A 20,773-nucleotide genomic window follows, 5' to 3' on the forward strand; every position below is an offset into this window, starting at 1 on the left:
ATGGATTCCTTGTTTGTCCCGCTCGTGATTTTGATCGCGGTCATTGCGGGCGTATTGCTGCTGATGCGTTCCTTTAGCAAGCGTTCGGCCGAGACAAAGGCTGGTGTAGCTGCCGCCAACTCCCCCAAAGATCCGGTTCAGCTGGCCAAAGAATCGGCTGCGAAGCTGAACGAGGAACAACATAGGCGGCTCTACTCGCTTATTGCCCAGGGCCAGGGCATGGCAGCCATCAAACTGTATCTGCAAGCCACCGGGGAGGGGCTCCGGGCGTCGCGGGACGCCGTGGGCGCTCTGGCCGCCCACCCGCAGCCCTTCACGCCAGAGGCGCAGCCCAAGGATCTCTTGTCGGAGGACGACGACGAGCCCGAGCGCTTCCCGTACCGATACCGGGCCATCGTTAGCAAGGGTGACGTGACGCGCGAGGTGAGCAGCAACATGCTCAACGATGAGATCTACGGACGAATCCGGACTTTGGCAAAAAGCGGTGATGTGGAGGGCGCAGCCCTGGCCCTGACACGCCACTCGGACATCACCATTAAACAAGCGCGTGAATTCATCGAACTCCTGGAGGATTAGGCGCGACTAAAAGTCGAACAGTTCTCCCAGGAATCCTTCCTTCTTCTTCCGTTTACGGCCATACTCGTCGCGTCGGTCATAGTCACCCCTGCGGTCATAGTCACGGCGATCGCCGCGATCGTCGTATCGGGGCTGTTGCGGACGCGATTCAAAGGGGTTGTAGATGGGCGGCGGAGCGATCGGAGGCTGCTGGGGTGCCGGGGCCTGCCTGGCAGGAGCCGGCCTGGTTTCGACAGCGACCCGGTCAATAATCTTGTCCAGCTCACCGCGATCGAGCCATACACCCCTGCACTGCGGGCAGTAGTCAATCTCCACGCCGCTTCGTTCGCTCATCACCAGATCAATGGAATCCACAGGACACTTCATGCTTGCCCCAACGACCGGACCCGGGGAAAAGTTCGGTCTGACGGAGAACTGAAATTCAAAGAGCTGGAACCGCTCGATTCATTTCCGGGTCGGCAAGCTCACGCCAATGGAGGTGGGTCTCTTACCTGCCCCCTGAGATACCGGCCAGCAGTTGTTCGAATGGCAGCGACTCCAAGGCTGGGGTCTTGCGCCCGGGCTGGGGACCGCTGAGCAGTTGCACGAGTTCACCGGCTGCCCGGTCTACGCGGGCCGAGAGGGGCGAGCCGCCGTCGTCGTTTCCCCAGTCCTGGGGCCCCGCGAAGACGCCGGTGGACGCAACCCGGGTCCGCAAGTAACTGAACAGCGGACGCATGGCGTAGTCCAGGACCATCTGGTGGCGGTCGGTGCCGCCGGTTGCGCCAAGCAGCACGGCTTTGCCGTCGAGGGACTTGGGGTCCAGGACGTCGATAAAGGACTTGAAGAGGCCGCTGTAGGACGCGCTGAAAACAGGGCTGACGGCGATGATGCCGTCCGAATCCTCGACGCCGGCAATCACCTCTGCGAGGCGCGGAGCGGCGTAACCGGTGACGAAGTTATTGGCGATGTCCACGGCCAGGTCTCGAAGTTCGATGACGTCGATCCTCGCTTCGTAGCCTGCCGCCCGCAGCTGCCGCTCGGCGGATGCGGCCAGCTGGTCCGCCAGCAGACGGCTCGACGACGGGACGCCGAGTCCGGCGGAAAGGACTGTGATGCGGCGGGTTTCCATGGCATTCTCCTGTTGCTCGTTCATTCCTAGCATACATGCATATGCATCTAAATCACTGAACGAGCGAGCATCACAAACTATTCCCGCAGGGCATCCATCAAAGCTTCCTTCCTCTAATGCCAGGGACGGACGTGACCTGTTTCATCCACGTCGCTATATGGTCTTCGTCGATGTCCTCCACGGATTCGAGCTCCAGACCCCGCGTCGATTTGCCCATTCCCACGGGCGTCACTGGCGGCACGGGTTGAAGCGTCACGCCATTGATAAACATGAGCTTGACGTGGCCAGCGAAGCCGCCGCAACTGAAGCACCAACCGTCGCCGACGCCGTAATACGCCATGCCCCATTTCACCGAGCGCTCAAGCCCCGGCAGTGTCTTGGCCGCCAGCGCATCGATGGCTTCGGCGATGCCACGCTGTGGCTGCGGAAGGCTGGCGATGTAGGCGAAGACGGGCTTGTCCCCAACTGCGGCCTTCGCGGGACTTGCCCTGCCAGTCATGGCTTCTGGCAGCGAGAATGCTCCGGCCTCGACATGCCCTTCCGAGCGGTCCACAGTCTTTCCCTCAATTCGTTCTGGAGGCATGCATGGACAGGAAGTCCAAGGTCTTATCCCTGGCATCGCGGGCCTCGGCGAAGTTCAGGTGGAATTGGTACTCATGCGGCAGTTCGGGGTCGTGGTCCGCGGCCCAAAACAATTCTGTCACCGGAACACCGGCTTCCTTCAGGCGATTGCTGTAGGGAACCGACTGAAGCCACGTCAGACCATCACCATTGCCGCCGCTGAGGAAGGTCGGCGGGAAATCCTTGGTCACAAAATCAATGGTGGACATGGTACTGCCCGCATATGTGGAGGACCAGTCCTTCGTTCCCGTATATGCCCACAGCGAGGTTTTGAAGCCCCACGCAACCAGGCCATTGAGGTCGGCCATGGCCCGGAGGTCATACACACCGCAGTGCAGGATGGTCGCGGCCAGGTCCGATTTCTGGAGCGCGGGTTCGATCCCCATCAGGTTGGCATACTCAGGGTTAACAGTGAGAGTGGTCATTTGGCTGGCCAACTGCGCTCCAGCAGAATCGCCGGCCAGGACAATCCGAGTGGTATCCACGTTCAGTTCTGTGGCGTGCGCCTTGATATAGCCAAGGGCATCGTTGATGTCCCGTACGGCGGTGGGATAGACGGCCTCCGGCGCGATCGGGTAGCTCACACCAATGGTCGTGTATCCCTCAGCCGCAAGAATTCGAAGATAGGGTTCCACATCGCGTTGAGCCCCGGAAATCCACGCACCGCCGTGGATCCAGACGATCGTAGGGAGCGCAGCGGTGGTCCCCGAAGGGCTGAAAACATCGAACGCGGAACCGGGCTTGTAAACAACACCGGCGTGCTCCTGCAAGGGAGTGTCCGGGACGTACGGCTCCATCTCATCAATAGTCGACTGCGCTCCGCGCTCAAAAACGCTACGAATCAACATGGCCGAGGGCCAAGGAGTCGCGGACAGGGCCAGAAGAATGACCAGGATCAGAATGATGGCGAGGTCGAGTTTCCTCACTCGGGAAGGACGCCGTCGCTTGGTCTGCGAAGCTGCCCTGGAACCGGGACCTAAAGGGGAACCGCCTCCCGCATCCGTCCGGGCTGTTGCCGCGCCAGTCACGTTGGCTTGAGTCGATTCCAGTGGCCCCATTACACACTCCCCCAGTTGGTGTACCTGTGGACCATGCTAAGTCTCCGGGGCTGGATCATGAAGGGAAATCTCGTCCGATTTCTCGAAAAAGCTTGCAATATGAGTTCAAACTCATAATATGGGATCAGTGATGTGGCCTGTCTCACGGCGTGCATCAGTTCCCAGCCTTCAGAGTGGAAGGCCCAACGATCGGATTTCCCATGTCAGACATTGCTGTTCTGATCAACACAGCTGTAGCGGTCCTGGCCGCCGTTGTGCTGATCGTCCGCTTCAGAGTCAACCCCGTCATTTCCCTGGTCATCGCTTCCGTGTATTTGGGCCTGGCAGTCGGCCTCGGGGTCGAAGAGACCGTGAAGACCATCACGTCCGGCTTCGGCGAGATCATGGTCGATGTAGGCCTGCTCATCGCCTTCGGCGTTTTGATGGGCTCCATCCTCAATCAGAGCGGAGCTATCCGGCGCCTGGTAGAGCATCTCCTCAAGACCTTCGGCCCCAAACGCCTGCCGTACACCATGGGGCTGGCGATAGGCACGCTCCTCCAGTCCATCTTCCTGGATGTCCTCCTGGTTATCTCAGCCCCGCTTGCCCGCAAGCTGGCTCCCAAAATCGGAAAACTGGGAACGGCACGCATGGCAACCGCCATGGCTATCGCACTGGAATGCGGCATCGTATTCACGGTGCCCGGTGTGGCTTCCCTGGCACTGGCCGGTCTCCTCAACGTCCCACTCGGCAAGATGCTTCTCTTCGGCCTGCTGCTGGTGGTTCCCACCATCATCATTTCCATTGCCATCATGACGTTCCTCTTCCGCCGCGGTTTCTGGAATGAAGCCAAGGACGAGGACCACACATTCGTGGCCGAGGAAGACAGCGAGGGCGAGGAACCCACCAGCGGCTCACTCCCCGGAACAGAGACCGCCAGCAACTCTGGCGCCAGCTCCAGCACCCAGCCAACCAAGGGCGCGGTGGTTGTTGCCGAACGCGAGAGCAATGAGAAACCGCTGATCATGCTCTTTGCCCCCTCCTGACTTCCCTGATCCTCATCGGTGCGGGCGCTATCCTCCAGATTTTCAAGATCGATCTCCCCTGGCTCCAGCTGCTTGGCGAACCCGTCATCGCTCTTCTCATTGGGCTGATCGGCACCTGCCTTGTAACCCGGGCGTCGATTGGCCAGAAAAAGGTTGAAGAGGCCATTGCTGTGGGCTTCAAGGAAAGCGGACAGATCCTGATCCTGACCGGCGTGGGCGGATCCCTGGCAGCCACCGTCAAAGCCGCCGGGCTCGGCGACATCCTTGGTGGCTTCTTCTCAGCGAGCACCGTGGCCCCGTTGCTGGTGGTGTGGGCCATCGCCGCAGCGCTGCACATCGCCGTCGGCTCCGTCACCCTGTCCGCCATTACGGCCGCCGGGCTGCTGGCACCCATCGCCCCAGCTATTGGACTTGATCCCGTGCTGCTGGCCCTCGCCGCTGGCGCCGGCTCGCTCTTCATGGTTCACGTCACCAGCAACACGTTCTGGCTCTTGCAGTCTCTTTTGGGCCAGAGTGTGAGGGGTGCATTGAAATCGGTCACGGTGGGAGTTTCGGTAGCCTCCGTGGTCGCGATCCTGCTGATCCTGCCCATGAGCCTGCTGTTCTGACCGCCCGCCGACCGTCCCATCACAAAAGCACGCACGAGAGAAGACCATGACACACGAAACAATCGCCCCGTTGGACGGCGTCCGAGTCCTCGAACTCGGCAATTACATTGCCGCTCCCACGGCTGGCAGGCTGCTAGCCGATTTCGGCGCTGAAGTCATCAAGGTCGAGCGTCCAGGCAGCGGCGACGAGCTCCGCAATTGGCGCCTCCACAAGGGCAACACTTCCATGCTCTACCGCACGCTGAACCGCAACAAGAAGTCCGTGGTCCTGGATCTCCGCACCGAGGCAGGGAAGCAGGCTGTCCTGGCCTTGGTTGCCAAGTCGGACATCCTGCTAGAGAACTTCCGACCCGGCACGCTCGAGAAGTGGGGTCTAGGGCCCGAAGTCCTCAACCAAGCCAATCCGGACCTCATCGTCACCCGCATCTCTGCCTTTGGACAGACAGGGCCATTGTCCGAGCGGCCGGGGTTTGCCGCCGTCGCCGAGGCCTATAGCGGGTTCCGCAACCTGGTGGGTGACCCGGACCGCGCTCCGGTGCGTGTGGGCGTTTCCATCGGAGACTCGATCGCGGGCCTTTACGCCGCCTTTGGCTCCATGATGAGTCTTTACCAGCGTGAAGCACGACGCCGGAGCGCGGCCGGCGCTGTTCCCCTCGCCGAACGCATCATCGACGTCGCGCTGAACGAAGCAATGTTCTCCATGATGGAATCGCTTATCCCTGACTATCAGGCGTATGGCGTGGATCGGCAGCGCGTTGGTGGCCGGATGGAAGGCATTGCGCCCTCGAATGCGTACGTTTGCAAGGACGGCGCCAGCATTGTCGTGGCCGGAAATGGCGACTCGATTTTCCAGCGATACATGCAGACTATCGGCCGGCCGGACCTGGCCGAGGACCCGGCGCTGCAAACAAATGCCGGGCGCTGGGCTAGCCGCGAGGAACTGGACCAGGCAATCGGCGAGTGGACCGGCCAGCTGACCGCGCCTGAAGCATTGGCGGCCTTGGAGGACGCCGGAGTTCCTGCTGGTCCCATCTATACAGCTGCGGACATCAGTACGGACAGCCAATACGCGGCCCGCAATATGATCCAGAAGTTCGACGTTTCCACCGGCGAGGAGATCCTCCCGGGAGTAGGTTTCCCGGGCATCGTTCCCGTGATCGGGGAGCAGTCCCTGCCCATCCGCAACCTCGGACCGGACCTCGGCGAAAACACTGAAGAAATCCTTGGCGGCCTCCTTCACCTGGATGCTGCGCAAATCGATTCGGCGTCCGGCCGCGAGGAGGCCGTCCGACCATGAACCGCTTTGAAGGGCCTTTGGCCACAACCCTGGGTGACGCCATCCTGCGGGATGTCACGCTGAGGGATGGATTGCAACTGACCGGGAAACTCCTGCCAACAGAGCAGAAGATCGAAACGGTGCGTGAGCTGCTGCGGTTGGGTGTGCCAGCAATCGAGCTCGGTTCCATGGCCCGCGCGGACTTGGTCCCCACCATGGCCAACACACTCGAAGTGGTCCAGGCCCTCACGCCCGAGGAACTCGAGAAATGTTGGATATGGGTGGCCACACCGGGCCACGTCGCCAAGGCCGCCGCTGCTGGAGCACGGAATTTTCAGTACTGCCTGTCGGCCTCGGATTCGCATAACAAGGCCAATATCGGCCGCACCACGGACCAGAGCCTTGCCGCGTTGCCTGAGGCCGTTGAATACGCCCGCGCAGTGAATGGCCTGATCCAGCTGTGCATCGCGACGTCCTTCACCTGCCCCTTTGAAGGGTACGTTCCAGAGGAACGCATCCTCGCGATCGCCAATGACCCCCGGGCCGAGGGCACCACGGACATCGTCATCTGCGACACGCTGGGGCAAGCCGTCCCCGCACAGGTTTCACGCCTGATCACCCGTGTGCGGGATGAATCCCCTGCCCGGCGGATCGTCTACCACGGTCACGACACCTGGGGCTTGGGCGTTGCCAACACGCTCGCCGCAATCCAGGCGGGCGCAGCAATGGTCGACGGCGCTTTGGGCGGCCTGGGCGGCTGTCCCTTCGCCCCCGGCGCCAGCGGCAACACTTCCAGCGAAGACATACTCTTCGCCACCCGACCCGAGTGGCTCACGCCCGGGACTTTCGGCGGCCTCGTGGCTCTGTCCGAGAAGCTACTCGCGGAACTCGGGGAATCCAACCGTTCGAAGGCTGCCCAAGGCGCCCGCTCCCGGGCAGACGCCTTCGACTGGGTCATGCCGGCTGCCACGCCAACGACGGCACAGGGCAACTGAGACTGAGGCGATGCGGGCTGCCGGCCGCGCTGTGGCAGGGCTCTAGCTTGGCTTCCCCGCCCCGCCTGCCGCCATCAACTCCAGGCGACGCAGGGTTTCGCGGTTGCGGACGGTGATCATGGGATCCCTGAGTGCCTTTGGCACCACCTTTCCCGGGCCCCGAATCGCGTCCTCAGCCATAGAGACGCGGCACTGGTTGCCACCCAGCTCCTCCAAGGTAATGCGCACCTTTGCTTCACCTACGGGCCAGCCGCGGGCTAAAAGTTCCAGGCTACGGCCAGGTTCCACGCCGGTGACGCTGGTGCTGTCGTTGAGGAGGAGCGGCCATGCCCCCACGGAGTGATGGAGTTTGGAACCGACTTGTGGCCACTGGTCATCCACCGCGCGGATCCTTGAGGCGCCAACCACCCACCCGGAGTACAGCCAGCCGTCGGCAATGACGTTCCAGACGTCCGCGGCAGAGGACCTGAACAGCTGAGTAACAGTGGACATGGAGTTCCCTTCTGCGTGCCTTCGGCATCTGTGGTGAGACTAAGCTAAGCATGCTTATCAATTGTCCGCTACCGGCCGCCTACACTGTTGGCATGGAGAACGGGGAGTGGCGTTATTGGGCGGCATGCGTAGCCTTGATGTCCACCTTGCCGCTGGCGGCATGTGACCGCTCCCCCAGCAAGGAACCGCCGACCAGCCCAGGGCCACAACCCATCTCCGTAGAGGTTAATCAATCCCGGGACCAATACGGCAAGCAAGCCATCCTCATACAGCTCACCAACTCCGCGGATGCTCTCGTTACCGTTACCGGTGCGCGGCTGAACTCCCCTTTATTTGAGAAAGACATCGTATGGGAGCCAACAGGCGGCGTCCTGGAGCTACCACCCCGGCAGCCCAAGAGCCTTCCCGCCAATTTGCCTGCGCCGCATTGCAGCCAGTCGCCTAATGGACCTATCAAGGCCATGGTTGAATATTCGGAGCCAGCTAAGGGACCCGCAGAAATCTCGGTTGAGGCGCAGGATCCGTTCAACGTCCTGCCCCGGAACGCCGACGAGCTGTGCTTGGCAGCGGACGCCGCCGCCGTAGCTACCATCGTCTTGAACTCCGATCTTGAGGTGGCCCCGGATGGTCGAACCGCCGTCGTGCGTCTTGTCATTACCCCTGCGAGCACTCCTGGTGAGTCACCGCAAAAGCTCACTATTAAGTCCATCGACGGAACCACGCTGCTGGCCGAATCGTCCACGGACCCCTGGCCGCGGGACATCGCGATATCGTCCGGCACGCCTCCGAAAGAGCTGCCCTTGACGATCCGTCCGGCGCGTTGCGACCCGCATGCGGTGGCCGAGGACAAGGTGGGAACGCTGTTGCCACTAAGGATTTCGGTGGGCACGCGGGAAGGCGTACTGAAGGTTGCAGCACCTAATGAGTTGCGTGGGCGTATCTACGACTTCGTGACGGCGGCCTGTGGTGGAGCCGCTCATTAGGCCATTTCATTCGTCAATCTCTCCGCCGTTAGTCTGACCGCGGACCGGCTGGACTTAGCCCACAGTAGCCAGAGCCGCCGGAGCGCATTCCACCCTGACTTTGACATTGGCTTCCACCGTCTTCACTTCACCGTCCATCTGGTATGGCAAGGGTTTGAGTGTAGTGAATTCATAGCTGCTCACGCTCGGCTGATCGCCCAAGCCTTGCGTTGTCGCTCGGAGGGCAGTCAGCAGCACCCGCCATTTGGGCATGTGCGGAAATATGATGACCTCGAATTTCCCATCAGAGGGGTGGTCTTCGGCCTCACTAAGCGTTGCGTACTTGGCCATTTCGGGGATGTTGGCGAAAACCAAGCTGTCGAATTTCCTGCGTTTGCCATCGGACGTGCGGATGCCAAATGGCTCGAACTTCGAAAAAGTCTTGATGACAGAGACCATCTCAGTCAGCGCTCCCTTGCTGCCCTTTTCGAGTTCGGTGGCCACAACAGGTGTGAGACCAAATCCGATGTAGGAATGCGCGTATTCCAAAGGCTCGCCTTGCTGTTGGCCCGTGTGAATGCTCAGGAGGTCAATTTTCCGGACGTGGCCCTCAGCAATAGCTTCTTCCAGGGGCTTGGTTCCCGTGATTCGGCGGTGATCGTTGGCGTTGCCCGCGGCCATGACCGCACACACTGCTTGCGGGTTCCCGGCCTGCATCACTCCGTTGACAACCTCGTTGTAGCCACCGTCACCACTCACGGAGACAACAAGGACGTCGCCTCCCCTTGCCGCCGCCGTCCTGGCCAACTCAACGGCATGTCCAGCGTGTTCAGTGGGCTGCAGGGTAATCTCTGGGGCGTAGGGGAGCGTGTCCTTCAGCTTGACCTGTAATTGCTCAGCCAGTTCGGGCGCATTGCCTGTGCTGTTGGGATTGAAAATAATGGCGATCGATTCAAAGTTCCGTGCGGAATGCATAATGTGCTCCTTGGGTGTACGCCCGTTTGGTTACTGCCTGTTAGCCCTTAATACCCCTACGACTCCCCCGGGAACCGCCCACCAATGAGTCTGGTCATATGTTCCGCGGTCGCGAGCAAAGGTTCCACCCACGCTTCGCACGTTTCCAGTGGCATCCGCAATGTAGGTCCGCTGATGGTGACCGCGCCCACAAGGGCAGCAGCTGAATCGAACACTGGCGCCGAGAGCCCTGAGGCACCGTCTTCCCGTTCCCCTACAGTGATAGCAAAGCCATCAGCCCGCGTCTTCTTGACCGCGACCTCCAATTCCTCTGAGCTGGTGATCGTGTAGTCGGTAATGGGCTCCAACGGATCGCGAAGGACAGCCTCCATCAATTCAGGAGACCAAGCCAGCAGAACCCTGCCCGCCGAACCCGCATGAAGCGGGATGATCTTGCCGAGATGCATCTCGCGGCGGAGCGCGTGACGGGTATCGGCCATGGCGACGCACACGCGGTAGTGCTGTTCTGCTTTGAAGAAGCACGCAGTCTCACCGGTAGTATCGCGCAACGTCTTCAGCAGCGGGCTTAGGATGTCCACCACGTCCATGCCACGGGTCGCCGGAGCCGCCCAATAGGCCATCCGCATGCCAATGCGGTAGGCGTCGCCCTCCCGGTCCAGGAATCCTTGGGACGTCAGGTTGGTGACGAGACGCTGCACTGTGGAAGTCGGCATCCCGGTGTACTCGCGAATGTCGCTTAGCTGCAGCACCGGCTTCGATAGGGAAAAGGCGTCCAGGATAGACGTGATCTTGCCAAGGACAAGCAAAGGGTTGCCGTTGGCCTTGGCGGAAGCATCGGATGCTGACATAAGTCTCACGCTAAACGCTCGCCGGAGGGGACGCCAATTCCGCTCCGGTTGGAGCTACAACAGGACAGTGCCCTGGATACACGTGGCCGATGCCCCTCCGACCCAAATGTCACCGTCCTCAGCCTTCACATGGATGCGACCCGCCCTGCCCAAGGCAGTGCCCTGCGCCGCCACATATTCTTCAGGCGCCCGCCCCGTACCGATCAGCCACTGCGCTGCACCGGCGTTGAAACTGCCGGTCACGGGATCTTCCACCATGGCGTCGCCGGGTATGAACGTGCGCACTTCAAAGTCGACGTCGGACCCAGGCTTGTGGGGGCCAATCACCCCGACCTTGAGGTCACCCATCGCCACCAGATCCGGTTCGATTGCCAGGACTTGTTCCGCAGACTCAAGCAGGACGCCAACCCATTCCGGGCCGTTCACCAGCCATGATGCGTCCAGTAAGGAGGCCTCTGGGAGCCTAAGACCGGCTGCCAGCTGGGAACGAACGGCGGCATCCACCGCCTCGAAGCGGGTCAGTGGTGGTGCAGCGAAGGCCAGCCGGCCGGCGTCGTGCTTCACCCGGACCAAACCTGCGCCGCATTCCTGCACCAGCACACCGTCAGTCTTGGGCTCTCCCCCGGCCTGCAGCCAGGTGTGGGCGGAACCGAGGGTTGGGTGCCCAGCGAAAGGGAACTCCTCGCTGCCCGTGAAGATGCGCACTCGGTAATCGGCACGCGGATCTGTTGGAGGTAGAAGGAAGGTGGTCTCAGAGAGGTTGGTCCAGTTGGCGAAGTGCTGCATTGCCTCGCTGCTTAGTCCCTCTGCGTCCACCACTACTGCCAGGGGGTTACCGCGATATGGCTGGGCCGAGAAGACGTCGACCTGGTGGAAGGGGCGGATACGCAAGGATTCTGAAGTCACCGCTGCAGGTTATCACTGGGTGGCCGGCCAATCGTGAGTCTGGAAAACTACGAACATGGCAGAGAACAAGACCCAGCCCACAAGCATGTCCGTGGATGAATTCCTTTCATCTGTGGAGCACTCCGGCCGGCGCGCCGATGGGTTGGAACTGCGGAGGATGATGCAGGAGATTACTGGCCACGAAGGGGTGATGTGGGGGCCTACAATCGTGGGCTTCGGTAGCTACCACTACAAATACGAGAGCGGGCGGGAAGGTGACTCTGCCGCCGTCGGTTTCTCACCGCGCAAGACGAACCTGGCACTCTATGGCCTCACATACGGGCCCGATGCCGACCGTCTGCTTCCGGAGTTGGGCAAGCACAAGACCGGAGCAGCATGTTTATACATCAATAAGCTGGACGATGTGGACCGGGAAATCCTCGCAGAGATGGTTCGGACGGGCTACCAGCACGTCATGGCTGAGCTCCACACACCGTCCTCATAAGCAAAAGGACCCCCACCACCGGAAACCGGCGGCGGGGGTCCTTCTTAGCAGTCAGAGACTACTTCCCTGCAACGACCTCAAGGTCGATAACAGCGGAAACATCCTCGTGCAGGCGAACGTTGGCCTGGTACGAACCGACAGACTTGATGTGGTTCGGCAGTTCAACGTTGCGCTTGTCGATGGCGCCGAGGCCAGCAGCCTCAACAGCAGCAGCGACATCAGCAGGCTTGACGGTGCCGAAGAGACGACCGGACTCGCCGGCCTTCACCTCGAGCTTGACCTTCTTGGAGGACAGAGCCTGGGCCTGTGCCTGTGCAGCTTCAACAGAAGCGTGGGCACGAGCAGCGCGGGCAGCCTTGATGGTCTCAACCTGCTTCTCGCCACCCTTGGTCCAGGTCAGAGCGAAGCCGCGGGGCAGCAGGAAGTTACGTGCGTAACCGTCCTTGACCTCGACAACGTCGCCAGCAGCACCGAGACCGGTTACTTCGTGGGTCAGAATGAGCTTTGCCATGTTAGTTAATCCCTTCCCTTAGCCGCGGCCAGCGCCGGAGTAAGGCAGCAGAGCAACTTCGCGGGCGTTCTTGATTGCCTGGGCGATCTTGCGCTGTTCCTGAACGGTAACGCCAGTAACGCGACGAGCGCGGATCTTTCCGCGGTCGGAGATGAACTTGCGCAGCAGTGCTACGTCCTTGTAGTCGATGACAGTGATGTCAGCGGCCTTCAAGGGGTTGGACTTTGGTTTGGGCTTACGGAGTTCAGCCTTAGCCATCGTGGAGCTCCTTTTCTATGGAGCCCGTGGATATTGATCCACGGGATGGTGGTGTTCGACGGCGGTAGTCGCCCGGATGCCTTGCAGCAGTCCCGGCGGGTTCCGGCGTCGGACTTTTTCTTGGTGTTTAGAAGGGAGGTTCGGAATCCGGGCCGTTGCCCCAGCCGCCTGCATTGCTGACTCCGGGCGTAGCCCAAGGGTCATCCTGCTGCGCGGGCTGGTTGCCGCCCCAGTTTCCACCGGAGTTGCCGCCCTGGCTTGCACCAGCTGCTGCACCTCCGCCAAAGCCACCGGCGTTACCGCCACCGAAGCCACCCTGGCCACCGTTTCCGGCGCCGAACTGGCCACCGGAGCGCTGGGTACGGTTGACTTTGGCGTTTGCGTAACGCAGGCTCGGGCCGATTTCATCGACCTCAAGCTCGATAACGGTGCGCTTCTCGCCTTCCTTGGTTTCGTAAGAACGGCTCTTCAAACGGCCGGAAACAATGACGCGCATGCCCTTGGTAAGGGACTCGGCCACGTTCTCGGCTGCTTCGCGCCAGACGGAAGCGCGGAGGAACAGGGTTTCCCCGTCCTTCCACTCATTCGACTGACGATCAAAGGTCCGGGGAGTAGAAGCGATGGTGAAGTTCGCTACTGCTGAGCCAGACGGGGTGAACCGCAGCTCCGGGTCATTGGTGAGATTACCGATGACCGTAATAGTGGTTTCGCCTGCCATCTACTGCCTCCTTGTTCGTTCCTGCGGTGTAAAGATCTGGAAGGGGCTGATTACTCAGCAACGACCTTCTGGTCTTCGGGGCGGATGATCTTGGTGCGCATGATCGTCTCGTTAAGAGACAGCTGGCGGTCAAGTTCCTTGGCGGTAGCCGGCTCAGCGGTGAAGTTCACCACTGCGTAGATACCTTCGGACTTCTTCTTGATGTCGTATGCCAGACGGCGACGGCCCCAGATGTCAACCTTTTCGATGGTTCCACCATCGGTGGTGATGACATTAAGGAACTTCTGAAGCGACGGCTCTACGGTACGCTCTTCGACCTCGGGGTCGATGATTACCATCAATTCGTAAGGACGCATATGTGAACCCACCTCCTTTGGGCTAAGCGGTTACGGTATTTCCGTAACAGGAGGTTCATTTGCGATGCTGTGGCTCGCTCCCCCGCCGAAGATTCGGAAGGAGGGCGCAACACAGACTTCAATATCTTAGTGCATCTCCTGCACCCAAAGCTATTCGGTGGGATCCTGGACCGAAACCCGCCAGTCGCCGTATGTGGATAACCTTGACCCCAGAGGAAGCTGGCGTGCGATGGAAACGACAAAACCCCTGGAAGATCAGCGATCTTCCAGGGGTTTCCTGTGCGCGGAGGGGGACTTGAACCCCCACCCCCTTTCGAGGACTAGCACCTCAAGCTAGCGCGTCTGCCATTCCGCCACCCGCGCAGGGTGATTCGGAGAAACAGTGTTTCGTTTTTCTCCGTAACAGCGACAAAGACACTAACACGAGGATGCCCATTTAGTGGATTCCTGTGTCCCAATGCCCCGGATCAAAAGGAGAACCCGGGCTAGGGTGGGGGCATGGATGCACTGAACAGAGTCAGGCGCAGCCGCTTGCGTTTCGTTGTCATGGTGGCAGCCGGAGCCCTAGCCTTCATGGTCACCGGAGCCGCAGGCAGCTGGGTTGATGCGCCGGCCGTGGGCTGGGCAACGGCAGCGCTGATCTATGTTGTCTGGGTGTGGCTAGTGATAGCGCGGATGGACCCCGCCGAGACCCGGCAACACGCGACATCCGAGGACCCGTCCCGTGGAGTCACCGACGTTTTGATCCTTATCGCAAACCTGGCCAGCATCGCCGCTGCTGCGGCGGTGATCGTCAACTCGCACACTGAAGGAACGGACACGCGCTTTTACTCCGCCGCGCTCTCCCTGGCGTGCGTAGCCCTGTCCTGGATGCTGGTCCAAACGCTCTTCACCCTGCGCTACGCCGAGCTCTATTACAGCCCTGAAGCCGAGGCCGGTGGTGGGGTTGGTGGCATCAGCTTCAACCAGGACCGCCCACCGCAATATACGGATTTCGCCTATCTGGCCACCAGCCTGGGCATGACGTATCAGGTCTCAGACACCAACCTGAGCAACCATAGGATCCGGCTTGAGGCCTTGAAACACAGTCTGCTGTCCTACTTGTTCGGCACCGTCATCCTGGCCGCCACAATCAACCTCGTCATTGGCTTGGCCCAGTAGCCCATTAACCGCCCGTCGCTCAGTTCCCGGCGGCGCGCCCAGGCGTAGGCTACTTGCCATGAAGCCCCGGCTGATCTGGGTTGCGGCGATTATTCTGGTGGCCGCGATCGGCGGACTGGTGTGGTTCGCCGTGGACAAGTCACGCGTGTGCCCTGCAATTGGGAACGCCGCTCCGATCGAGCTGAAGATAGCCTCAACGCCAAGCCGCGTCCAGGCATGTTTCGGAGACGGCTGCACACCGCGGCCCGTCCAGCAGCAGACGGATGGCCGCTGGCTCATCCCCCAGGAGCCCCCGTATCTATCTGCCGGGCAATCAGCCTCCCCGCCCAGCGTTGTGGCCAAGGTCCGTGTGGTGGTCAAGGAGGCAGGCAAACGCCAGCGGGACTCCGTCTTCGACATCCCTGCCATACCTGGTGCTCCGGACACCACCGGCGCACAGTGCCCCGGACCCATCCAGTACCTCCCCGTTGAGGTGCCTTAAACCACAAACGGGGCAGCCGCCGTCGAACGCTGACGGCGGCTGCCCCGGACGAAAAGGACGCTTACGACGCCGGACCGGAACCCAACTTCACACGTTCGGCATCCGCGTCACCCACCGGAGCGGACGGCGTGCCACGCTTGCGGTATCGGAATACGCCGATGGCGACGACAACCGCGGCCAGGGCCAGCGAGAGGAAGAGCGATTCTCGCGTGGATTCAAGGATCACCATGCCGATGATGAGCGCAACGATGCTTCCGATTGCGATCCACGTGAGGTACGGGAACATCCACATCTTGAGGTTCAGGTCCTTGGCGGCCGCGCCCATCCGGCGGCGGAGGATGAGCTGTGAGCTGGCGATAACCAGCCACACAAACAAGGCGATAGCGCCGGACGTGTTGACGAGGAACAGGAACACGGTATCCGGAGCGACGTAGTTCAGGCCAACAGTGATGAACCCCACCACGGTGGAGGCCAGCACTGCTGCCGCAGGAACGCCGCGCTTGGAAATCTTCATCCAGGATTTGGGAGCGTCGCCACGCTGCGAGAGCGAGAAAAGCATGCGGCTTGCCGTGTACAGGCCCGAGTTCAAGCAGGAGAGAACCGACGTGAGGACCACGATGTCCATGATGGTGCCGGCACCCGGGATTCCGTAAAGCTCAATCACGGCAACATACGGGCTCTTGGCAACTGAGGCGCTGTTCCACGGCAGGAGCGTGACCACAATGGCAATGGAGCCGATGTAGAAGATCAAGATGCGCCATACGGTGGACTTCACGGCCTTCTTCACCGCGTCTACTGGGTTTTCGGACTCGCCCGCGGCGATCGTGGCAATCTCGGCACCAAAGAACGAGAAGACCACCACGAGGATGCCAGCCAAGACCGCGCCGGGACCGTTGGGCGTAAAGCCGCCCTGGTCCAGAAGGTTGGCGACGCCCGGCGCGGAAACACCCGGGATCAAGCCAAGGATGGCGGCAATGCCTGCGAGCAGGAAGATGACGATGGCAGCCACCTTGATCGACGCGAACCAGAACTCGAACTCGCCGTAGGACTTCACGGAGCCCAGGTTGGTCAATGTCAGGAGGACCATGAGTACCAGCGCCCAAACCCATTGGTCGACGCCTGGAACCCAGCGATGCATGATGGCAGCACCTGCGGTGGCCTCGATGCCCAGCACGATGATCCAGAACCACGCGTAGAGCCAGCCAATGCTGAATCCGGCCCAGCGGCCCAACGCCTTGTCCGCGTAGGTGGAGAAGGAGCCTGTCTCCGGGTTGGCCGCAGCCATCTCGCCAAGCATCCGCATGACGAGGATGACCACCAGGCCAGCGGCCAGATAGGCGACAAGGATGCCCGGACCAGCCTGTTGGATGGCGGCGCCGGATCCCACAAAGAGCCCAGCACCAATCACGCCGGCGATGGCGATCATGGAGAGGTGTCGTGGCTTCAGGGACTTTGAAAGCTGTTGGTCAGCGTGCATGGGTCGGCGCCGTCCTTAGTCTGTTTGGAGAAGGGGCCCAGTTGATGTGCAGTGGGCCACATGGCTTTCCCAGAGTAGCCATCCGGACAGGGCATCTTCTTGTGCAGATGTACATTTTGACGTTCTTCAAAACGGAAGCACGCACAAAAAGTATGATAATAAGCATCCAAAGTTTCCCCTGCGAAACATTGGAAACGCTCTTGAAATGAGTCCTTGAGGCTTTTGGTTTCCTTGGAGGACCTCAGACGGCGGTTCGGTAGAACAGTTCAGCCACAGAAGCCAAACGGAAGGCGTCCTCAACGCCGCACAACTCCCGTGCCGAATGCATGGACAGCAGAGGGATGCCCACATCAACTGTCCTGATGCCCAAGCGCGTCGCGGTCAGTGGACCGATGGTGGAACCGCACGGAAGGTCATTGTTGGAGACATATTCCTGGTACGGCACATTTGCTTCCGCGCACATCCGCGCCCACAGCGCAGCCCCCGCCGCATCGGTGGCGTAACGCTGGTTGGCATTGATCTTCAACAGCGGCCCACCGTTGAGTACGGGACGGTTTACCGGATCATGCCTCTCGGCGTAGTTCGGGTGGACGGCGTGGCCGGCATCCGCAGAGACACAGAACGACGCCGCCAAGGACTGCCGCCGCTGGCTCACCGAAGCGCCAAGACCGTCAGAGATTCGAGTCAGGATGTCCTCGAGGATGGGCCCGCAGGCCCCGGAGCGCGAGTTGGAACCGATCTCTTCATGGTCAAAAGCAGCGAGGACAGCGATGGGGCCGTCTTCCGGGCCTGCCTTCGCATGTCCAATCAATGCCACCAAACCAGCGTGGATCGAAGAAAGGTTGTCCAAGCGGCCGGAGGCGAAGAACTCACCCTTAGCGCCGAAAACCGCGGGCGCCTGCGTATCCGCCACCACGACGTCGTAACCCCCGATGTCCGCCGGATCAACGGCGGTGCCCTCGGTTCGCTCGGCAAGCAGGCCCAAAAGATCTTCATTGACTGGATCTCCCTGCCCGAAAATCGGGTTCATGTGCTGCTGCTTGGAAAGCAGGAGGCCGTTGTCGTTAACCCCACGATCCAAGTGAATGGCCAGTTGCGGGAAGCGCAGGAGCGGGCCGGTTGCAGTCAGGTGCTGCGTGCCGTCGCGTAACACCAGGCGACCGGCCAGTTGCAGCTCACGGTCCAGCCAGGAGTTCAGGAGTGGCCCTCCGTACACCTCGACGCCGGCCTGCAGCCAGCCGAACTTCCCGGTGGTGGGCTTCGGCTTGAGTTTGAAGGAGGGGGAGTCTGTGTGGGCGCCCAGAATATTGAAGCCCGTGGTTGGACCGGCATTCTCCGGAGTTACCCACGCGATCAGGGCGCCATCGCGGATGACGTAGAACTTACCCGCGCCACCTTCCCACGGCTGCAGTTCATCCAGTGAGGTGAAGCCAGCGCTATTGAGCCGCCGACCGGCCTCGTGCACTGCATGGAAGCTGGATGGCGAAGCCGAAACATATGCGCCGAGGTCCTGGATGTGGTCAGTTGCTGCGGAGGCATTCGAAGGCATGCCCCGAGTCTAGCCGCGCTCGTCGACCGCTTCGCGTCAGACCGTGACGTTCAGTGCGGCTGTGTAGCCTCCCTGGACGGAGCCCGACATAGTGGCCAGCTGATATATGCCCCCATCGTCACCAAAGACGTTGTCATCTGCCAGGGTGCTCTTTGCGAAGTTTCGGGCACTCGACTCGTATCCCTCCGACGCGTAAACGTCCTTGCACGCTGCCTCGGTCAGGGCGATCTGGGACACTGCCAGCACCTGCCCGGCCGCAGAAGTGTTGCTCATGGATTCAAATACCTCAAAGTGAATATGAGGCCACCGGCCACTGTAGGCGCCGGGATAGATGGAGGTGAAAGTTACCTGGCCGTTGCTGTCGGTTTCCTGGACGCCACGGAGGTAGTTCTCGTTCTTCAGCCCCGAGTCGTACAGGGAATACTTTCCATTCTGGTCACAGTGCCATACATAGACAGCTGCGCCCGCCAGCGGCGAGCAACCGTTGGCGTTATCCAGGAGCGTCAGGGTGAAAGACAGTGGGACACCCGTGGCCTTCGTGGTGGAGCTACTGAAGCTTGAACTGATGTCCTTTCGAACCACTCCCGATGCTTCGAGCACATTCGGCCCGTTGGAACCGTCGCCGGGATATGGGCCGACTGTTTCCTCGGGGATCTCGACCCCGCATTCGGCGAGGGCGCGCGTCACGGTACTCGTAGCGGAAGGTGTTACGGCCGCCGTCGTGCTTTCTGTTGCGGTAGCGGCAGCGCCGGAGGACGACGACGGCGACGCGCCGCCACCTCCGGAACCCGGCGTGCAGGCAGCCAGGGCTGCTGCCGTCCCGGCGCCGAACAGGAGGCCGAATGATCGCCGACGGCTCAGGAGAGTGGAGAGATCGAATTCGAGGCCGCGATCGTGGTCTGGATGGGGCTGTGGGGAGGTCATGCGTCCATCAAACCCACGGGGGCTGTGACTTGTACATGCCGAACCCATGGTGGCGCTGTGAAAGCCGCAGACTAAGAGCTCTCGCACTGTGTGTGCAATATAAACATTTCTATATGCTTGTAATGCTCGTCACGTTGTGCCACCATTGCTCCCAGTAAGCACACCTCGGAAGGCATTGCCCCATGAACATTGAATTGAAAGCCGTGCGAAAGCTGCGCATCCACTGGCCCATTCCGCTGGACACCATGACCCAACTGGCCAGTGGCGATCTGGGCGCTCTGGAGTCCGACGCCGGCATCGCCTCGCTGCTGCAAACGCTCACTACAACGCCGGAGCTGGGTGGCTTCGGTAATTACCACCACGTCTTTGAGTCCTCGGCAGGGTTCGAGGGCTTTACCGTCGCCGAAGGTGCCAATCCCACGCTGGGAAGCGTGGGGCAGAGGACCATCTCGCCGACCTTTGTCTTCACCACATACTTCGATGATTCGCTCTCTGAGCAGGCCGTTCATGAGCTCGTCCAGCGGATCGTCGATATCCACCCGTGGGAAGTTCCCGTCATTGAAGTCTCCGGGCCACTGAGTGTCTCCAGCAGTGCCCACGCTCCTGTCACTGAAAGCCGGGTGGCCTGATGAATTACCCGCTATGGCAGCAGCTCGCGCCCCTGCTCGAAGGCAGGACGTACACCGATCTGACGCATGCTTTCCATCCAGGTCAGCCGCGCTTCGCGGCCTTTCCGGATGAGTCCCGCGAAGCCCTCTTTGACATGGAAAAAGGGGACGGCTTTACTGCCCACCGGTACTCGATCGTGGGCCAGTGGGGAACCCACGTGGATCCGCCGTCGCACTTTGTGCGGGGAGGCCGAACGCTGGACCAGATACCCGTGGAACAAATGCTCTTGCCCTTGGTTGTCCTGGATATCAGTGACCGTGTCAGCAAGGATGAAGATGCCACCCCAACACTCGCCGAAGTCCAGGCTTGGGAGGAGAGGAACGGGCACATTTTGGCGGGTTCATTCGTGGCGCTCCGCACTGGTTGGAGCAGGCGGTGGCCCGATGCCCAGGCCATGGCGAACAAGGACCAAGCCGGCATCAGCCACACTCCCGGCTGGTCGAGGGAGGTTCTGGAATTCCTGATCGAGAACCGTGCTGTGGCTGCCGTGGGCCACGAACAAACGGACACTGATCCCGGCGTCGCAACTTCCCAGCAGGACTTCAGCCTGGAAACTTATGTCCTGGCCCGGGACAAGTGGCAGATTGAACTTCTTGCCAATCTGGACAACGTGCCCGAGGCCGGGGGCGTCCTGGTTGCTTCCTGGGCCAAACCCCTGGAAGGCAGTGGATTTCCGGCCAGGGTTTTCGCAATCCACTAAGGCCCGCGCCTGTCCCCCGCCCTGGTCCGCCG

At 61.0% G+C, this 20,773-nt stretch carries 26 protein-coding genes and 1 tRNA gene; 11 read left to right on the top strand and 16 right to left on the bottom strand.

Translation table 11 applies throughout. The annotated features are described in order from the left end of the window. Complete coding sequence (locus LDN90_RS23855) at positions 1-576, top strand: hypothetical protein (RefSeq protein ID WP_223947398.1); 576 nt, start codon at positions 1-3, stop codon at positions 574-576. A gap of 6 nt (positions 577-582) precedes the next feature. Here LDN90_RS23855 and LDN90_RS23860 read toward each other — a convergent pair whose 3' ends face one another. The 4 genes from LDN90_RS23860 to LDN90_RS23875 form a co-directional block, all read right to left on the bottom strand. Beyond that, positions 583-930 (bottom strand): zf-TFIIB domain-containing protein, encoded by a 348-nt coding sequence (locus LDN90_RS23860; protein WP_263426275.1) that lies wholly within the window; start codon positions 928-930, stop codon positions 583-585. Between the two features lie 133 nt (positions 931-1,063). Further along, positions 1,064-1,687: an FMN reductase gene (locus LDN90_RS23865; RefSeq protein ID WP_223949368.1), complete on the bottom strand. Its 624-nt coding sequence runs from the start codon at positions 1,685-1,687 to the stop codon at positions 1,064-1,066. A gap of 97 nt (positions 1,688-1,784) precedes the next feature. Further along, the gene (locus LDN90_RS23870; RefSeq protein WP_223947400.1) at positions 1,785-2,270 is read right to left on the bottom strand and encodes a DUF1801 domain-containing protein; all 486 of its coding nucleotides are present in this window, start codon (positions 2,268-2,270) and stop codon (positions 1,785-1,787) included. Next, positions 2,251-3,234, bottom strand: a complete 984-nt coding sequence (locus LDN90_RS23875; RefSeq protein WP_223947401.1) for an alpha/beta hydrolase — start codon at positions 3,232-3,234, stop codon at positions 2,251-2,253. The genes LDN90_RS23870 and LDN90_RS23875 overlap by 20 nt, the downstream gene beginning before the upstream one ends. 332 nt (positions 3,235-3,566) lie before the next feature. On the opposite strand from LDN90_RS23875, the gene LDN90_RS24255 reads away from it, so the two are divergent. From LDN90_RS24255 to LDN90_RS23890, 4 genes are read left to right on the top strand one after another with little or no spacing between them, the layout of a single operon-like run. Continuing rightward, a complete protein-coding gene (locus LDN90_RS24255) occupies positions 3,567-4,391 on the top strand; it encodes a GntP family permease (RefSeq protein WP_263426276.1) in 825 nt (274 codons plus the stop codon). Positions 4,392-4,438: 47 nt separating this feature from the next. Next, entirely contained in the window at positions 4,439-4,999 is a 561-nt protein-coding gene (locus LDN90_RS24260; protein WP_263426305.1) for a GntP family permease, read from the top strand. 46 nt (positions 5,000-5,045) lie between these two features. Beyond that, complete coding sequence (locus tag LDN90_RS23885) at positions 5,046-6,296, top strand: CaiB/BaiF CoA-transferase family protein (protein WP_223947402.1); 1,251 nt, start codon at positions 5,046-5,048, stop codon at positions 6,294-6,296. Next, complete coding sequence (locus LDN90_RS23890; protein ID WP_223947403.1) at positions 6,293-7,270, top strand: hydroxymethylglutaryl-CoA lyase; 978 nt, start codon at positions 6,293-6,295, stop codon at positions 7,268-7,270. The genes LDN90_RS23885 and LDN90_RS23890 overlap by 4 nt, the downstream gene beginning before the upstream one ends. A gap of 42 nt (positions 7,271-7,312) precedes the next feature. Here LDN90_RS23890 and LDN90_RS23895 read toward each other — a convergent pair whose 3' ends face one another. Next, entirely contained in the window at positions 7,313-7,762 is a 450-nt protein-coding gene (locus LDN90_RS23895) for an SRPBCC family protein (RefSeq protein ID WP_223947404.1), read from the bottom strand. A 92-nt stretch (positions 7,763-7,854) separates the two neighbouring features. Between LDN90_RS23895 and LDN90_RS23900 the strand changes: the two genes are divergently transcribed. Next, positions 7,855-8,745 (top strand): hypothetical protein, encoded by an 891-nt coding sequence (locus LDN90_RS23900; RefSeq protein WP_223947405.1) that lies wholly within the window; start codon positions 7,855-7,857, stop codon positions 8,743-8,745. Positions 8,746-8,799: 54 nt separating this feature from the next. Here LDN90_RS23900 and LDN90_RS23905 read toward each other — a convergent pair whose 3' ends face one another. From LDN90_RS23905 to LDN90_RS23915, 3 genes are read right to left on the bottom strand one after another with little or no spacing between them, the layout of a single operon-like run. Continuing rightward, a complete protein-coding gene (locus tag LDN90_RS23905; protein ID WP_223947406.1) occupies positions 8,800-9,699 on the bottom strand; it encodes a diacylglycerol kinase family protein in 900 nt (299 codons plus the stop codon). Between the two features lie 56 nt (positions 9,700-9,755). Then, positions 9,756-10,547: an IclR family transcriptional regulator gene (locus tag LDN90_RS23910; protein ID WP_216924489.1), complete on the bottom strand. Its 792-nt coding sequence runs from the start codon at positions 10,545-10,547 to the stop codon at positions 9,756-9,758. A gap of 54 nt (positions 10,548-10,601) precedes the next feature. Beyond that, positions 10,602-11,453, bottom strand: coding sequence for a PhzF family phenazine biosynthesis protein (locus LDN90_RS23915; RefSeq protein WP_223947407.1), 852 nt, complete (start codon positions 11,451-11,453; stop codon positions 10,602-10,604). A gap of 55 nt (positions 11,454-11,508) precedes the next feature. Between LDN90_RS23915 and LDN90_RS23920 the strand changes: the two genes are divergently transcribed. Further along, entirely contained in the window at positions 11,509-11,937 is a 429-nt protein-coding gene (locus LDN90_RS23920; protein ID WP_223947408.1) for a DUF1801 domain-containing protein, read from the top strand. A gap of 58 nt (positions 11,938-11,995) precedes the next feature. Here the strand turns inward: LDN90_RS23920 and rplI are convergent, their stop codons facing one another. The 5 genes from rplI to LDN90_RS23945 all read right to left on the bottom strand — a co-directional run bounded on the left by rplI (position 11,996) and on the right by LDN90_RS23945 (position 14,143). After that, complete coding sequence (gene rplI / locus LDN90_RS23925) at positions 11,996-12,448, bottom strand: 50S ribosomal protein L9 (protein ID WP_216924483.1); 453 nt, start codon at positions 12,446-12,448, stop codon at positions 11,996-11,998. Positions 12,449-12,466: 18 nt separating this feature from the next. Next, on the bottom strand, positions 12,467-12,706 hold the full coding sequence (gene rpsR, locus LDN90_RS23930) for a 30S ribosomal protein S18 (RefSeq protein ID WP_003800144.1): 240 nt from the start codon (positions 12,704-12,706) through the stop codon (positions 12,467-12,469). A gap of 127 nt (positions 12,707-12,833) precedes the next feature. Then, on the bottom strand, positions 12,834-13,424 hold the full coding sequence (locus tag LDN90_RS23935) for a single-stranded DNA-binding protein (RefSeq protein WP_216924481.1): 591 nt from the start codon (positions 13,422-13,424) through the stop codon (positions 12,834-12,836). 50 nt (positions 13,425-13,474) lie between these two features. Next, a complete protein-coding gene (gene rpsF / locus LDN90_RS23940; RefSeq protein ID WP_021473324.1) occupies positions 13,475-13,780 on the bottom strand; it encodes a 30S ribosomal protein S6 in 306 nt (101 codons plus the stop codon). Positions 13,781-14,060: 280 nt separating this feature from the next. Beyond that, a tRNA-Leu gene (locus tag LDN90_RS23945) sits at positions 14,061-14,143 on the bottom strand. 135 nt (positions 14,144-14,278) lie between these two features. Between LDN90_RS23945 and LDN90_RS23950 the strand changes: the two genes are divergently transcribed. Together LDN90_RS23950 and LDN90_RS23955 are read left to right on the top strand one after the other, a co-directional pair. Beyond that, entirely contained in the window at positions 14,279-14,941 is a 663-nt protein-coding gene (locus LDN90_RS23950) for a DUF1345 domain-containing protein (protein ID WP_223947409.1), read from the top strand. A 58-nt stretch (positions 14,942-14,999) separates the two neighbouring features. Then, positions 15,000-15,422 carry a hypothetical protein gene (locus LDN90_RS23955; protein ID WP_223947410.1) on the top strand — a complete coding sequence of 141 codons (423 nt, stop codon included), beginning with the start codon at positions 15,000-15,002 and terminating at the stop codon, positions 15,420-15,422. Between the two features lie 61 nt (positions 15,423-15,483). On the opposite strand, the gene LDN90_RS23960 is transcribed toward LDN90_RS23955, so the two are convergent. From LDN90_RS23960 to LDN90_RS23970, 3 genes are all read right to left on the bottom strand, one after another. Then, a complete protein-coding gene (locus tag LDN90_RS23960) occupies positions 15,484-16,899 on the bottom strand; it encodes an amino acid permease (RefSeq protein ID WP_223947411.1) in 1,416 nt (471 codons plus the stop codon). 241 nt (positions 16,900-17,140) lie between these two features. Then, complete coding sequence (locus tag LDN90_RS23965; protein WP_223947412.1) at positions 17,141-18,448, bottom strand: M18 family aminopeptidase; 1,308 nt, start codon at positions 18,446-18,448, stop codon at positions 17,141-17,143. A gap of 36 nt (positions 18,449-18,484) precedes the next feature. Continuing rightward, positions 18,485-19,372 carry an intradiol ring-cleavage dioxygenase gene (locus LDN90_RS23970; RefSeq protein ID WP_223947413.1) on the bottom strand — a complete coding sequence of 296 codons (888 nt, stop codon included), beginning with the start codon at positions 19,370-19,372 and terminating at the stop codon, positions 18,485-18,487. A gap of 182 nt (positions 19,373-19,554) precedes the next feature. Here LDN90_RS23970 and LDN90_RS23975 point away from each other — a divergent pair, with 182 nt between their 5' ends. Continuing rightward, positions 19,555-20,001: a hypothetical protein gene (locus LDN90_RS23975; RefSeq protein WP_223947414.1), complete on the top strand. Its 447-nt coding sequence runs from the start codon at positions 19,555-19,557 to the stop codon at positions 19,999-20,001. Continuing rightward, complete coding sequence (locus LDN90_RS23980; RefSeq protein WP_223947415.1) at positions 20,001-20,741, top strand: cyclase family protein; 741 nt, start codon at positions 20,001-20,003, stop codon at positions 20,739-20,741. The genes LDN90_RS23975 and LDN90_RS23980 overlap by 1 nt, the downstream gene beginning before the upstream one ends. Positions 20,742-20,773 lie beyond the last annotated feature (32 nt).

The organism is Arthrobacter sp. NtRootA1 (assembly GCF_019976975.1).
Taxonomy (GTDB): domain Bacteria; phylum Actinomycetota; class Actinomycetes; order Actinomycetales; family Micrococcaceae; genus Arthrobacter; species Arthrobacter aromaticivorans.